Source organism: Paraburkholderia sp. JPY419, assembly GCF_050435705.1.
GTDB classification, from domain to species: Bacteria; Pseudomonadota; Gammaproteobacteria; order Burkholderiales; family Burkholderiaceae; genus Paraburkholderia; species Paraburkholderia youngii.
In genome coordinates, this window is sequence record NZ_JBNDKV010000002.1 from 548,309 (window position 1) to 563,409 (window position 15,101).

Genomic DNA, 15,101 nt, shown 5'->3' on the forward strand with positions numbered 1-15,101 from the left:
ACGGCATTGCTGCGTGCTCACGCGGTTCGCCCCGGCTCGCGGTTTCCGACGGGCGTCAGCGCGGTGCCCGGGGGCATCAATTTCTGCATCTTCTGCCGCCACGCGACGCGCGTCGAGCTATTGCTGTACGAGGCCGCGGACAGTCCCGAGCCGTTTCAGATCATCCCTCTCTGTACCGATGAGAATCGAACCTTCTTCTTCTGGCATGTGATGGTGGAAGGACTGCCGTTCGGCACGCACTACACGTGGCGAGTGGATGGTCCGCGCGATACGCAGACCGGCGGCTTCGCGTTCGATCCCGAACGCGAACTCCTCGATCCGTATGCCCGCGCGGTCAGCGACGTTCTGTGGACACGGCGTCGGGCCGGCAACCCGAACCCCGCCGCGCACGCCACGCACCGCGCGATCGTGACGGAACCGCTGCACGCGCCCCCCAACCGTATCTCGCGCGGCCTCGACAACGCGATCATCTACGAGTTGCACGTGGGCGGCTTCACGCGTCATCCGTCGAGCGGCGTCCAGCATCCCGGCACCTTCGCCGGCCTGATCGAGAAGATTCCGTATCTCACGCAACTCGGCGTGACCCACGTCGAGCTGCTGCCGGTGATGGCCTTCGACGAGCAGGACGTTCCGCCCGGGACGGCAGCCCTCGGCCTGATCAACTACTGGGGCTACAGCACGCATAGCTTCTACAGCCCGCATCCTCGCTACTGCCGGGACCCCGCGCGCGCGCCGCAGGAGTTTCGCGCGCTCACCGACGCGATGCACGCCGCCGGCATCGCGGTGCTGCTCGACGTCGTGTTCAACCATACGGCGGAAGCCGGCGAGACGGGACCCGTCATCAACTTCAAGGGCCTCGTCAACGATATTTTCTACCACCTCGACGAGACCGACCGGCGTCGCTATCGGGACTACACCGGCTGCGGGAACACGGTCAATTGCAACCATCCGCTGGTGACGGCGTTCATCGTTCATTGCCTCGAATACTGGGTGGAGGAGCTGGGCGTCGACGGGTTCCGCTTCGATCTGGCGAGTGTCTTCGCGCGCGACCAGCACGGCGAGCTGATGGCCGATCCACCGCTGCCCTGGGCGATGGAGTCTTCGCGTGTGCTTGCGCATGTGCCGTTGATCGCGGAAGCGTGGGACGCCGCCGGCATGTACCAGGTCGGCGCCTTTCCCGGCATGGCGTGGGCCGAGTGGAACGGCCGCTATCGGGACGTGATTCGCCGTTTCGTGCGCGGCGACCCGGGCCTGATCGGGGAGGTCGCCACCTGCATCGCGGGCAGTTCGGACCTGTATGCGGACGGCGGCAGGCTGCCCGACAACAGCATCAACTTCGTCACGTGCCACGACGGCTTCACGCTGATCGATCTGGTGAGCTACGAGACGAAACTCAACGAGGTCAATGGCGACGGGAATCGCGACGGCAGCTCCAATAACCTGTCGTGGAACTGCGGGACCGAGGGCGAGACCTCCGACCCGACGATTCTCGGGCTGCGGCTGCGCCAGGCGCGCAACCTGATGGCCATTCTGTTCCTGAGCCAGGGCGTGCCGATGATGCTCGCCGGCGACGAGGTGCTGCGCAGCCAGCGCGGCAACAACAACGCCTATTGTCAGGACAACGCGCTCAGCTGGTTCGACTGGACACCCACTGAAACCGGCTCGGCCATGTCGCGCTTCGTGCGTGAATTGATTGCGCTGCACATGCGCCACGCAAGTTTGCGCCGGCAAAATTTCCTGACCGGCCGGCCACCGCCCGGGCAAACGCGGCCGGATGTGGCATGGCATGGCGAGCGCCTGAACGAGCCCGGCTGGCACGATGCCGGCGCGCGGCTTCTCGCCGTCACGCTGGGCGGCGAAAAGCCGGGCGAGCCGGCACTGCACATGGTGTTCAACATGAGCGATTGCGCGCGCACGGTCGAGTTGCCCGCGCCAGACGCGCCGCACTGGCGGCGTATCGTCGATACCGCGCGCGACAGTCCGCATGACATCGTGCAAGTTGCGCAGCAGGGCGTCATCGAAAGCGAGCAATGTCGGGTGGAAGCACGCAGTGTCGTGGTCCTGGAAGAAGCGAGCTGAAGTTACCCAAATCACCCGGTCTGTCGTCCTCTAATGTCGATCGCGGAGGGCATCATGAGAATCAACGTATATGGGCCGTCCGTCGCCCTCGCGATGGTTGCGCTCGTGGTGCATGGCAGCGCCTTCGCGAGGTCCGAAGCGTGCCATCCGGCCTCGGAGAAGCAGATTTCCGCACTGTTCGATCGCTGGAACGACTCGCTGAAAACCGGCGACCCGCAGAAGGTCGTGGCGAACTACGCACCGAACTCGATCCTGCTGCCGACCGTCTCGAACAAGCCGCGTTTGACCGCCGACGAAAAGCTCGACTATTTCAAACACTTCCTCGAAAACAAACCGGTCGGCACGATCGACTTCCGCGACATCATGATTGAATGCAATACGGCGATCGACTCGGGGCTCTATACGTTCAAGTTCGCGGACGGCTCGGTCGTCAAGGCGCGCTATACGTTCACCTACTCGTGGAACGGACACAAGTGGCTGATTACCAGCCATCATTCGTCGAAAATGCCGGAAGGCAATTAGGCGATCTGGCTGAGAAGAAGTCAGGCTGGGACTTGAACCTCATTCACGAATGGCCTGAATACGTCCCGCCTTGACTGCCGCTTTCAAAACCGTCCAGTCCGCCTCATTCTGCTCCGCATAAGCCAGCGCGAATTGCACGACGGCTTCGTCGAATGCCTCCGACTTGCCGACATATCCGCTGAGCAATGCGGGGTCGCCTGCTTTCGCCATCGAATGCGCCAGCGCGTGAGCGCAGGACACCGCATATTCGCCCAGATCTTCGACGTCGAACGTGGTGAAGTCGAACGCCCCCTTCATGTCGCGCAATTGCCGCACATAGAAGTCGTTGCCGGTGTGATGCATCTTCGACCAGCCGAGGAAAATGTCGCTGGCCGACTGCAGCAGACGCTGCCCGTTCACCACGCGCTGGCCGTGATTGGCATAGCGGCTCGGCGGCAGATACTCCTCCAGCACGGAGGCCCGCGCCTCCTTGAGTTGCAGGAACAGCGGGCACTCTCCGTCGGCCATGAAGAGCGTCTCGTAGCAACGCGTTCCCACCGAGCCGATGCCCACCACGCGAATGGCGATATCCACCAGCTCATAGCGATCGAACAGTGCGCGCCTGTCATCGGGAAGCGTCAGTCGATAGTCGGCGAAAAAGCGCCGTACCAGCGTTTGGTACTGTTTCTGGTCGTGCTTGCTCTCGAGCGGGACGTGGTACACGAGCGGGGGCGAGTCCTTGATGCGCAGCTTGCCGTTGACCATCTCGGTTGCGCGAGTCAGCACGGAACGTGATGACTGCTGCCTCGCCTTTTCGATGACGGCCAGTTCTTTCCGTCTTTCCTCCACCGAATCGGCAATCGCCAGCATGCTCGCTGCCTTGAACTGGCAATACCAGACGTCGAGCGTGTCCATGCTGCTCAATCCGGCGAGCCGTTGCCGGAAGGTCTCGCAGAGCCGGCGTACCACGGCGCGCTGGTCGCGAATCGTAAAGCCTCGTTCGCGCGCGGCAATCACGAACGAAGCGGCGAGCCTGCGCACGTCCCAGTCGAACGGACCCGGCAGGGTTTCGTCGAAGTCGTTGGGGCCGAAAAGAATGCGCCGTTCCGGACTCGCGAACAGCCCGAAATTAGCGAGATGCGCATCGCCGCCCAATTGCACGCTCACGTTGGAATGAGGCAGCTTCGACAGGTCGTGCGCCATCAGCGGCGCGGCACCCCGATAGAACGCGAACGGACTCGCGACCATCCGACCGTAGCGGATCGGTATCAGCTCCGGCACGCGGCCCACGTTGGACGCATCGAGCAGAGCGATGGGATCGCGATCGACGATCTTGCAGATTCCCAGCTCCGCGCGCGGCGCCTTCTTGCGCGCCGCCTTGCCCTGCTCCATGCGCGCGGCCAGCGAGCCACGCCCGGCGAACAGCATGGACGGATCTTCCTGTGCCGCCAGCGTCTTCGGATCGGCGCGATCCGTGGCGGGTTGGATGGACTTCTCAGCAGCGGAATCAGACACGCGTCACTCCTTTCGAATCGGGATCAAGCGGCCTTGTCATGTCACTTCCCTTCCCGTCACTTCACTTTGCCTTGCTTTATCCCGGCTTGTCGGCGTCCGGGGCTGCCGCCCACGCGGGTGGCGACAGATCGCGCAGTGCGTCGATCGCCGCATCGACCGTCTCGAAGATCTCGCGATGCGCGCCGCTCATCCGCAGTGCCTTATACCGCTCGAGTTCGTGCCGCACGCCAGCCGGCACCGCGACCACCGCGATACCCAGGCCGCGCTGGTCGAGTTCGGCACCCAGCTGGAGCAAGGTCTTGCCGGCCGTGTAGTCGATATTGCTGATCTCGGTTGCGTCGATCACGACCCAGCGCAACGGAACGTTCGCTTCGTTGACGATTTTCAGCACTTCCTCGGTGAAGCGCCCCGTGTTCGCATAGAACAGATCCGCCTCGAACCGGTAGATGACGATGCCGGGTGCCGCGAGCACATTCGGCTCGACGTGATGGGGAATCCAGTGGCCGGTGGGGCCGCGCGTCAACACGCGCGTGCGCAGCCGATAGCTATGCCGCGCATGCGCGATCAGCGACAGCACGACGGCGGCGAGAATGCCGTGCATCACATCGACGAACACGACCACGCCCGCCGCGAGCAACGCAACGACGAATTCGTCCTTCTGCATGCGAAACAGTTCGACCATCCCCTTCACGTCGATCAGCTTCACACCGATCATGAAGACGATTGCCGACAGCACGGCGGCAGGCATCAGGCTGAGCGGCCTCGTGAGGAACAGCAGCACCAGCAGCACGATCACGGCGGTGCTCAAATGGGCGACCTGGGTGCGTCCTCCCGCATCGTCGATGATCTCGGTCTTGGTCGGACTGCCGTTCACGACGAAGGTGCCGGTAAACGCCGCGGCCGCGTTCGCCGCCGCGAGTCCGATGATGTCGGCGTTATCGTCGCCCTTCTCGTTGTTGCGGGCCGCGTAGGCACGCGCCGTCGCCGCGCTCTGCGCGATGATGACGATGAAGCACGAGGCCGCCGTCGCCAGTACCTGGTTGATCTCGCTCATGTGCAGCGGCGGCACGAACAGCGACGGCAGTCCGCCGGGCACTTCGCCCGTCACCGCGATGCCGTGTGCGGCGAAATTGAACACCCCGCTCGCCACGATGGAGCCGACCACGGCGATCAGCGCGCCTGGCGCGTGCGGCGCGAGACGCTTGCAGCCGATGATCACCGCGAGTACGGCAAGCGAAAGGAGCGTGGTCGGATAGTTCGCTTCGGCCACACGTTGAACCACGCTCACCAGTTGCATGACGGGGCCATGCCCCTGCTTCGCGAGCCCGAGCAGCCCGGCGAGTTCCCCCGCCGCGACCTGCACGCCTACCCCGGTCAGAAAGCCGATCAACGCGCTTCGTGAAAGAAAGTCGGCCAGAAAGCCGAGCCGAAAGATTCGCGCGATCACCAGCATCACGGCGACCGTCAGGGCCACCGTGCTCGTCAGCCCGATGTATTCCTTGCTGCCCAATGCTGCGACGGTCGTCAACGTACCGGCGAGGATTGCGGCCGTCGCGGAGTCCGCCGCGACTACCAGTTGACGCGAAGCACCCAGAACCGCGAACGCCACCAGCGGCAACAGGATCGTATAAAGGCCCGTGACGGTGGGTGTGCCCGATATCTTCGTGTATCCCATCACCTCGGGTATGCCGAGAGCCGCCAGCGTGAGCCCGGCGATGATGTCGCGCGGCAGTTGAGAGGAATTGAAGGGCAGAAGCCCTTGCAGAAACGGCGAGTGATGCAGATGAGCGCGCGTGGAAGCCGCTGGTTTCATGTGTCCACCTCCACTCAGGTCGTGAGCTTGCCGACCAGCGCGTTCGCGATGATCTCGTTCGCGATCACCACGTTGGATGCCCCCGCGCTCTCGAACAACATCTTTCTCAAGGGGTTTTCACTGGGCACTGCAATCGCGAGCGACGCATTCAGCGTATGCGCCGCCAGCGTGATCGCCAGATTGTTGTTGCTGTCGGGGGTCGTCACGACGAGCGCTTTGGCACGGTCCAGCCGCGCGTGCTTAAGCACGTCGTCGAATTCGCCTGGCGGACCTTGCACGACCTGAAAGTCGTGATCCGCCGCCCGTTCGGCCTGCCCCTGATCGCCCACGAGCACGAGCACCGTATGTCCGGCGTCGCGCAGCCGCCCGGCGACCAGTTCACCGAGCGAATGAAATCCCACTACCACGACATGATCGGCAAGTTGGTCGAGCTTGCGCTCCATGATCCTGTTCTCCCGATAAGCCATCACGTCGTCGCCGGATAGCATGCCAGTGAGTCTCGAAACCGCGAATCCGCCGATCAGCATGGTCGCGATCATGGCTACCAGCATGAAGATCTTTTGAGGCCGATTGAATTCGCCAAAGGCGCCGAGTGTCGTGACGAGGTTGAGCCCATCCCACACCGATGTAAGTACTTTGTTTGGGAACGAGGTATTGGACTGATCCAGAATGAACAGCCCGGTGGCGGCACTGCAGAGCAGCAGAACGAGAAGGCCGACCGTGTGGCGTGCGCGGCGGCGCCATTCGCGAATACGGATGGCTCCAAGACGAGGCTCATTGACACGGAAGATCCACATGGTCACCTCGGATAGTCGAAACGATCGAGACAACAGCGAACCCAACCCAAGCAGACAAGCTCCCCCTTTTTGCGCCGGTAGTCAATAGTCGAGAGCCCCCAGCGAAGAGGCTCTGTAAGCATTTTGAGCGCCTTCTACGACGATGCTCCCCCTGCTTCGGAGACGGGCTCGAACGCCACCCGCTGCTCCTGCGAGTCGTAGCGGCAAACCACCCGCATCCCTTCACCGATATCGCCATTGATCAGCGCCTTCGCCAACGGATTTTCGACGCGCTGCTGAATCTGCCGGCGCAGTTCGCGCGCGCCGAACTCGGGCCGGTAGCCCTCGGTCGCGAGATGGTCGATGAGCGAGTCGTCGAAGCTCAACTCGATGTCCTGACTGCTGGCAATGCGCCGCACCTGCTCCAGCAGAATCCGCACGATATGGCGCGTCTCGTCGCGGCCCAGCGACTTGAACACGATGATGTCGTCGATCCGGTTGAGGAACTCCGGCCTGAAATGCTGCCGCAGCACGTTCATCACGCCGCTTTCCACGCTGACGGAGCCCGCCTGGCTGAAAAATCCCGGCCCCGTGCGATTCTGTCCGGTGATCACGTCGGACGCGAGATTGCTCGTCGCGATGATCAGCGTATTGCTGAAATCGACGACACGCCCTTTGCCGTCCGTCAGGCGTCCATCGTCGAAAACCTGTAGCAGCACGTTGTACACGTCGGGATGCGCCTTTTCGATTTCGTCGAGCAGGATCACGCTGTACGGTCTGCGCCGCACCCGTTCGGTCAGTTGGCCGCCCTCTTCGTAGCCAACGTATCCGGGCGGCGAACCGATCAAACGCGCGACGGTATGGCGCTCCATGTATTCGCTCATGTCGAAGCGCAGCATCGCATCCTCGTCGCCGAACACGACTTCGGCGAGCGCTTTCGCCAGCTCGGTTTTGCCGACACCGGTCGGCCCCAGAAACAGAAACACGGCGGTGGGCCGGTGCCGTGCCTGCAAGCCGGCACGCGCGCGCCGCACGGCATCGCTGACGGCCACGACGGCTTCATCCTGGCCGATCACGCGCTGATGCAAGCGCTGCTCCATATTCAGAAGCCGCTCCTTTTCCTCGGCCGTCAACTGCGCGACGGGAATGCCGGTGAGTCGCGCGACGATTTCCGCGACCTGCCCGATACTCACATGCGATGTGTGGGTGCCGATGCTCTTCTTCCACGCGTCGGTCGACTCGCGCAACTGCTCTTCCTTCGCGGTGATCTCGCCGCCGAGCGCATGCGCGCGATCGAACTGCTTGCGCGATGCCGCATAGTCCTGCTCGCGGCGCAATTGGCCGATTTCCGCTTCGAGTTCGAGCACGGCGGCAGGCCGCGATGTCGACGACAGATTGACACGCGCCGCGGCCTGATCGATCAGGTCGATCGCCTTGTCGGGCAGAAACCGCCCGGAGATATAGCGATCCGACAACTCCGCCGCGCCGACGATCGCATCGTCCTGGATCGTCACCTTGTGATGCGCCTCCAGCCTGTCGCGCAGCCCGCGCAGAATGTTGATGGTCTGCACGACGGACGGCTCGGCGATCAGCACCGGCTGAAAGCGCCGCTCGAGCGCCGCATCCTTTTCGACGTACTTCTGATATTCGGCGAGCGTCGTTGCGCCGATCAGATTGAGTTCGCCGCGCGCCATCGGCGGCTTGAACACGTTGGCGATGTCGAGACCGCCTTCGCCGCCGCCCTGCCCCGCGCCGACGATCGTATGCACTTCATCGACGAACAACACCAGCGAGTCCTGGTTTTCCAGCACTTCGTCGATCACCTGCTTCACACGCTCTTCGAATTCGCCCCGATACTTCGCGCCCGCGACGATCGAATTCACGTTGAGCTCGACGAGCCGCTTATTGCGCAGCGACTCCGGCACGTCACCGTTGACCATTCGTTGTGCCAGCCCTTCGACGACCGCCGTTTTGCCGACGCCGGGCTCGCCGATCAGCACCGGGTTGTTCTTGCGCCGGCGCGCGAGCACTTCGACCATCGTTTCGATTTCGCTGGACCGTCCGATCACGGGGTCGAGCCGGCCTTCGCGCGCGAGGACCGTGAGGTCGCGGCTGTGCTTGTCGAGCTGCGGCGTGCGCGACGGCTGGCGCGGCGCCGCTGGCTTCTGCACGCCGGCCGCGCGCAGCGTCTGCTGGCGCAGCGCCGGCGCTTGAACGCCGAGCCGGCCCAGCAGTTGCCCCGCAAAGCTCTCCGGCACTTCGGCCAGACCGATCAGCAAATGTTCGGCGCCGACCGAGCTGTGACCCAGTTGGCGGGAAGCCAGGAACGCGCGATCGAGCGCGCTCTTCAGCCGCGGCGAGACGCCCATCGGCTCGCGCGGGCTCGGTGCGGCGGGTTCGCGCTTCTCTGCGTTCGCGTCGATATAGGCGCGCAAATCGCTCCCCTTCACACCGAGCGAAGCGAGGATCGCTTCGACGGCCGCATGGTCGGCCAGCACGTATAGCAGGTGTTCGGTATCGACCTCGCGACGGCCGAACTGCGCCGCGGTTTCAGCGGCGCGCTGCAGCATCTCCATTGCGACGTCGCTGAAATGCCGCTCGATGCTGAACGATTCGCCGCCTTCGACGGGCTGCTGCGCGGCATGCGGATCGGCAGCGGACGGCTCCTGGGCCGATGCCTGCGCGCGAAACAGCGCTTCGAGCGGCGAGATAGAGCGTTGATGGCGGGTCAGTTGCGCGTAGTGAAAATCACAGACGTCGAGCACCTGACGCTGGTTGTTCTGAAGTACGGCAAGCCGCACCGTCGCCGGCCGGACACCGCAGATATCGCAAAGCAAGCGTGCCATTGTGTGTCGTCTCCATTGCGTCAAGACTTCGAGGGAAGCATACCGCGCGCCAGCCCGTCTTCCCGGCGACGGCGACGTCGACATCGCACGGCCGGACTTTGCCCGCACGCGATACCTTACCTTGCTATCCGATTCTTTGCGCCCGATGCGCGGCCTCCTGCACACCACGTACAGCGGCGGCCACGATCAAGCCGGTGAAGACCACGCCGATCAGCCCGAGACATGCGGCGTCGATCCTGCCAAACGACGAAGTAGGCACGACGTCGCCGTACCCGATAGTAAGCGCCGTGATCGCACAGAAGTACACCGTTTCGCCCAGCGGCGACGGTGTGCGGTTCGCGGTTTCGACAGGCGCGCCCCAGTAGTACATGCCAATCGTCAGCAGCACGAATAGCAGAAGCAGGCCGATCAGAATCGCTCGCAGATACCACACGGTGATCGCCATTTCCTTCAGGATCTCGCCGGCCCGAGGTCGGCCCGCGCCGTCGCCTGTCGCATTTCCCATTGCACGCTCCTGTTGCGATCACCGGGTCGGCTTTGCGGCATGACGCACCACCTCACTCCACCCGGCGGTGTTGTTCGAAAAGCAGAAGCATCAAACATGCGTAGACCGTGACGGCCAGAAAGAGCCCCATTCGCACTGCAAACGCGGTGTAGACATCCTTGCCCGCCACGCTGTCCTGCACCGATTGCCCGAGCAGAATGATCATCGTCACGAGACTGTTCAGCCAGAAGCCCGGCGAGCAACGCGTCGGTTGCAGGCCGTACAGTCTGCGCCCCACGAGCAGGCCGAACAGCAGCATCCACAGAAAGAACATCCACAGATGCACGAACAGCCTCAGCGCAAACCAGAACGCGATCGCGAGCAGACCGCCGAGCAGCGTCGAGCCGATCAGATCGCGCGCGGCGCCGCGAGCCGAGGTCGTGCAGGTTTGTCTGCCGAGGCTCACGGACTTCATGATGATCGGCATGTAATTCGCCGGATCGGTCATCGCGAGGAGATAAGCCGGCATCACGACGAGCGCGGCACGCAGCGCGATATAGGCGGCCTTGTCTTGCGCCATCGCTGCCGCGGCGGGCTGTTCTCGTGCGTCCGTCCGCTCGGGAAACAGGTTGTGCGCAAGCGTCGACACCAGCACGGCCAGCAGCAGCCCCTTCGCCAGCGCGCCGACTACTGTCAAGGCCAGCTCGAAGTCGGCCGTGCCCGCGGCGGAAATCATCGTCAGTCCCGCGACCAGAAAAGTGGAGACGAGATTGTTGCCGCCGCGCAGACCATAACGAAACGCGAAGAACAACATCAGGCCGACGATCATCACGCCGGCCAGCGCGTAATGACGCAGCAACGGAACCAGCAGCAAGCCGCTGCCGGTGGTCGACGCGACGACCAGCGACAGAATCACGCCGGCCTTCAACGACAGCGGACGATTCTGCGTGGCCAGCAAAAAAACCGTGAATACCGGCGCGACGACCGGGATCGGAAAATCGAGTCCGAAGCTAACCGCAACAGCGGTGGCCGTTCCGAGGGCAACACGTATCGCGCGATAACCGAGGCGCTGGGTCATGAGCTGCATAGGCTTCTCAATAGACGTAGGAAAGCCAGCTCATCAGCCGGATGAACGCGTGGCCCAGCGGATTGAGCGGATTGCCCTGGGTCGGAAACGCCATCACTTCGGCCTGCCCGCCCACCCGCAGATCACGCAGACGGGCGCGCTCGCTGTCGTCGAATTCGACGATCACCGGAAAACGTTGCGCGGGACGCAGCCAATCGCGGCTATTCTGCACGGTGGGCAGGCTGCCGGCCGGCGTGGGCTGTCCCACGCTCACGCCATAGCCGACACTGCGGACCCGCCCGTCGAACACTTCACCGGGCAGCACGTCCAATGCGATCTCGACGCGCGTGCCGGGTTTCAGATGGCCCAGATTGTTCTCCGTCATGTCGGCGCTAACCCACACGTCGCGGATCGCGATCAGCGTCATCACCGGATTGCCCGCCGCCGCGAACTGACCGACTTCCGTGCGCAGATCGGTCACGACACCGCTCGAGCGGGCCCTGATCCGCGCGTTGGCGAGATCGAGTTCGGCCTTCTCCAATGCGCTGGCTGCGCTGCGCAACTGGGCGTTTTCCGCCTCGTGTCCGCCCTGTTGCTCCCGCGCGCGCTCGACTTCGGCACGCGCTCCGTCGACCTGGCTTCGCGCCTGTTCATGCGTCGCCCGCGCGACCTCGAGACGTCGCAGCGACACGGTGCCCTCGTCTTCACGATAGAGCCGCTCGAGACGGTCGCTGTCCTGGCGCGCCTTGACCTCGTTCGCGACGGCGGCCCGCAACGCCGCGAGAGCCGACTCGATGCCGGCCGTGCCGGCACCGACCTGACGGCGCGTGGACTCCAGATCGGCGCGCGCGCGGTCAGTGGCAATGCGGTAGGGCTCGCTGTCGATTTCGAACAGCACGTCCCCGGCGTTGACATCCTGGTTGTTGTGGACGAACACCCGGGTCACGCGTCCCGACACCTCGGCGGCAACGGGCACGACATAGGCCTGAATGCGCGCCTGCTGCGTATACGGCGTGAAACGGTCGGCGAGCAGATACCAGATCAGGCTCAGTACGATCAGACAGACCACCACTTTGACCGCCCTACCGGAAGGGTCGGCGGCGGGCGTCGACGACTTCGGCGCGGCGGCGGTTGGAGGCTCGCGGGTATCCTGGGTATCGCTCATCGTGACGCCCCTTCGGCCTGCCCCGGCGTACCGGAAGCCGGCGCCGTTTCGTCGAGCAGGTCGCCCCAATCCGTGCGTTGCCGCATCTGCGCGCGCGTCGCCGCATCGACGAGCGGCTGTTCGGTCTCCCAGCCGCCTCCGAGCGCCTTGTAAAGGGCGATCACACTGCCGAGCGCATTGCTGCGATTGACCACGTACGCGTCCTGCTGCGCAAACAGCGCGCGCTGCGCATCGAGCACCCGCTGGAAGTCCGAATACCCTTCCCGATAGATCGTGTTGGCGAGCGTCAGCGAGCGCCGCGCCGCGCCTTGCGCGTCATTCAGAATGGTGTCGCGCTGCAACGCGGCGATCAGCGCGGTCGCGGCATCGTCGGCCTCGCGCGCTGCCTCGCGCACCGTGTTCTGATAAGCGAGCGTCAACTCTTGCAGCCGCGCGTCCTGGACGCGCACGTTGTTCGTGATCCTGCCGTAATCGAACACGTTCCACGTGACGCTCGGGCCCGCCGCAAAAAGCAGTGTGCTCGGTGCGCCCGCGAGCGAACTGGCGCTCCACGTCAGCGTGCCGAGCAACGATACGGACGGGTACAGATCCGCTTTGGCGACGCCGATCAGCGCCGACTGCGAAGCCATCTGATACTCGGCCGCGCGAACGTCGGGGCGGCGCAACAGCAGATCGGCCGGCACGTCTTGCAGCACCGCATGATCGACTAGCGGCACCACGCCTTCCTTGCCCGCCTGCACGTCGAGTTCCGGCAGCGGCCCAGGCGCTCGCCCGATCAGCACCGACAGCGCATGACGCGCCAGCACGATCTGGCTTTCGAGATCGGGGATGCTGCTCAGTGTCCCCAGGTACTGCGTCTTCGCCTGCTGGAAGTCGAGTTCATCGGATTCGCCGGCCTTGAAAAGCTTTTGCGCGATGTCGTAGCTGCGTTTCTGCAATTGCGCGTTCTCGCGCGCGATACGTAGCCGCGCCTGTGCGACCCGCAGCGTGAAATAGGTATCCGCGACCTGAGCGTGCAACAGAACCAGCGCATCGTCGCGGTTCGCTTGCGCGGCGAAGAACGCGGCGTCGGCCGATTCGATCGCGCGGCTGAAACGCCCCCAGAAATCCAGCTCCCAGCCGATGGCGAAACCCGCGCCGTACTGCACGAACGCACCCGAGCGCGGATTGGAGCCCCCCGAGCGCTTGCGCGCCGACGCGAGTACCTCGGCACTCGCCTGCTGCACCTGCGGATAGCGTCCCGCGAGCGCGATGCCGAGCTGTGCGCGCGCCTCGAGAACGCGCAGTCCGGCGATCTTCAGGTCGCCGTTGTTCGCGTCGGCTTCCGCGATCAGACGTTCGAGATTCTGGTCGCCGAAAATCAGCCACCATTGGCGCACGTCCGGCTGTGCGCTTTGCTGCGTGACCTGCGTGATCGACGCACTGCTCCAGTGCTCGCTCCACGCTTCATGCTGCGGCTTGAAGTCCGGACCCACCCGCATGCATCCGCTCAGGCCGAGCGCCCCAAAGAGCGCTGCGATCCCGTACGGACGCGTGAACGGTGACACGGAGCCATCCTCGCGCTTCAGGTCTGCTTTTGTTCGTGGATCTGCGCGGTTTGCGTGGGTTGCGGCTGGTCACGGACCCAGCGCCAGAACAGCTGATAGCCGACGGCCAGCATCACGGGCCCGACGAATAGCCCGATCACGCCGCCCGTCACCATGCCGCCGAGCGCTCCGATCAGCACGACGGGCATCGGCACCGCAACGCCGCGGCCCAGCATCAAGGGTTTGAGCACGTTGTCGGCGAGGCCCGCGACGAACACATACACCGCGAAGATGATGTTTGCGGTGCTCACGCCGTCCGTGACGATCACGAAGGCGATCACCGGAATGGTGATCAGCGTGGCCGGCAATTGCATGATGCCGAGCAGCAGCACGGCCAGCGCGAGCAGCCCCGCGCCGGGTATTCCCTTCACGACGAAGCCGATGCCGATCAGCAGCATCTGGATAAACGCGATGCCCACCACGCCCTGGGCCACCGCGCGAATCGTCGCCGTGCACAGATCGGCGATCTGTACCCCGTTCTCGGGACCCGAAATGCGCGAGGCGATCTGCACCGCGCTCTGATAGCCCTTCTCACCGTGGGCCATCAGGATTCCAGCGATGATCAGCGCGACAAAAAATATCACCAGTCCGGCGCCGAGGCCCGTCACCGTTGCCAGCACGGCGAGGCCGGCCTCCTTCAGCTGCGGTGCGAACCTTTGTGCAAGGCCGGTCAGATCCGTCGATGCCTGTTGCCAGAAGTCGTACACACGCTGGCCGACCAGCGGCCAACTCTCCACCGACTCGGCCGGAGGCGGAATCTGGAAGCTACCGCTCTTCGCAATGGCTATCGATTTCTCGATCGAATCGGCAACCGCGAGACCCAATGCATACGTGGGCACCAGAATCACGGCAAACGCGACGAGGATGATCAGCGTGGCGACCAGACCATCCTTGCCGCCGAGCGCATGGCGCAGACGGACCTGCAGCGGATACAGCGTGATCGCCAGAATCACCGACCAGGCCATCAGGTTAAGAAACGGCGCGAAGATCCGAAAGCAGAACACGGCCAGGATCGCAATGAGTCCGGCGCGGATCAGCACATCGAGCATCTCTCTCGCAGGCGTGCGTTGGGAAAGCGGTGTGAGCAGCATAGGTTCCTCTCCGGCCAGGTCGCGGCGCGGTGGCGCGGCGACACCGTGATATGCCAGCAACGCGAAAACTCGAACCCACTGGAACGTTTTTGACGCCAATATCAAGGCCTGCCTGCAATTTCGGCATCTTCAGGAAGAGAATCGCGCCGGCCTTGTCGTCGACAGAACGCGGCGTTTCA

General features: G+C 64.0%; 11 protein-coding genes. 2 read left to right on the plus strand and 9 right to left on the minus strand.

The features are described 5' to 3' along the window. Nucleotides 1-6 precede the first annotated feature (6 nt). Both glgX and QFZ91_RS08765 read left to right on the plus strand, forming a co-directional pair. Nucleotides 7-2,079, plus strand: a complete 2,073-nt coding sequence (gene glgX, locus QFZ91_RS08760; protein WP_429568610.1) for a glycogen debranching protein GlgX — start codon at nt 7-9, stop codon at nt 2,077-2,079. 54 nt (nt 2,080-2,133) lie between these two features. After that, complete coding sequence (locus QFZ91_RS08765; protein ID WP_429566996.1) at nt 2,134-2,601, plus strand: SgcJ/EcaC family oxidoreductase; 468 nt, start codon at nt 2,134-2,136, stop codon at nt 2,599-2,601. Between the two features lie 39 nt (nt 2,602-2,640). Here QFZ91_RS08765 and QFZ91_RS08770 read toward each other — a convergent pair whose 3' ends face one another. The 9 genes from QFZ91_RS08770 to QFZ91_RS08810 form a co-directional block, all read right to left on the minus strand. Then, nucleotides 2,641-4,095 (minus strand): DUF2252 domain-containing protein, encoded by a 1,455-nt coding sequence (locus tag QFZ91_RS08770; RefSeq protein ID WP_368717286.1) that lies wholly within the window; start codon nt 4,093-4,095, stop codon nt 2,641-2,643. Between the two features lie 76 nt (nt 4,096-4,171). Further along, nucleotides 4,172-5,908 (minus strand): SulP family inorganic anion transporter, encoded by a 1,737-nt coding sequence (locus tag QFZ91_RS08775; protein ID WP_429566997.1) that lies wholly within the window; start codon nt 5,906-5,908, stop codon nt 4,172-4,174. A gap of 14 nt (nt 5,909-5,922) precedes the next feature. After that, nucleotides 5,923-6,750 carry a potassium channel family protein gene (locus tag QFZ91_RS08780; protein ID WP_429566998.1) on the minus strand — a complete coding sequence of 276 codons (828 nt, stop codon included), beginning with the start codon at nt 6,748-6,750 and terminating at the stop codon, nt 5,923-5,925. Between the two features lie 89 nt (nt 6,751-6,839). Next, nucleotides 6,840-9,530, minus strand: a complete 2,691-nt coding sequence (locus QFZ91_RS08785) for an AAA family ATPase (protein ID WP_429566999.1) — start codon at nt 9,528-9,530, stop codon at nt 6,840-6,842. Nucleotides 9,531-9,654: 124 nt separating this feature from the next. Beyond that, nucleotides 9,655-10,035, minus strand: coding sequence for a potassium channel family protein (locus QFZ91_RS08790; RefSeq protein ID WP_429567000.1), 381 nt, complete (start codon nt 10,033-10,035; stop codon nt 9,655-9,657). A 52-nt stretch (nt 10,036-10,087) separates the two neighbouring features. Then, on the minus strand, nt 10,088-11,101 hold the full coding sequence (locus QFZ91_RS08795; protein WP_429567001.1) for a DUF2955 domain-containing protein: 1,014 nt from the start codon (nt 11,099-11,101) through the stop codon (nt 10,088-10,090). A gap of 7 nt (nt 11,102-11,108) precedes the next feature. Further along, the gene (locus QFZ91_RS08800; protein WP_429567002.1) at nt 11,109-12,245 is read right to left on the minus strand and encodes an HlyD family secretion protein; all 1,137 of its coding nucleotides are present in this window, start codon (nt 12,243-12,245) and stop codon (nt 11,109-11,111) included. After that, nucleotides 12,242-13,792: an efflux transporter outer membrane subunit gene (locus QFZ91_RS08805; protein ID WP_429567003.1), complete on the minus strand. Its 1,551-nt coding sequence runs from the start codon at nt 13,790-13,792 to the stop codon at nt 12,242-12,244. The genes QFZ91_RS08800 and QFZ91_RS08805 overlap by 4 nt, the downstream gene beginning before the upstream one ends. A 17-nt stretch (nt 13,793-13,809) precedes the next feature. Further along, nucleotides 13,810-14,922, minus strand: a complete 1,113-nt coding sequence (locus QFZ91_RS08810; protein WP_429567004.1) for an AI-2E family transporter — start codon at nt 14,920-14,922, stop codon at nt 13,810-13,812. Nucleotides 14,923-15,101: the final 179 nt, after the last annotated feature.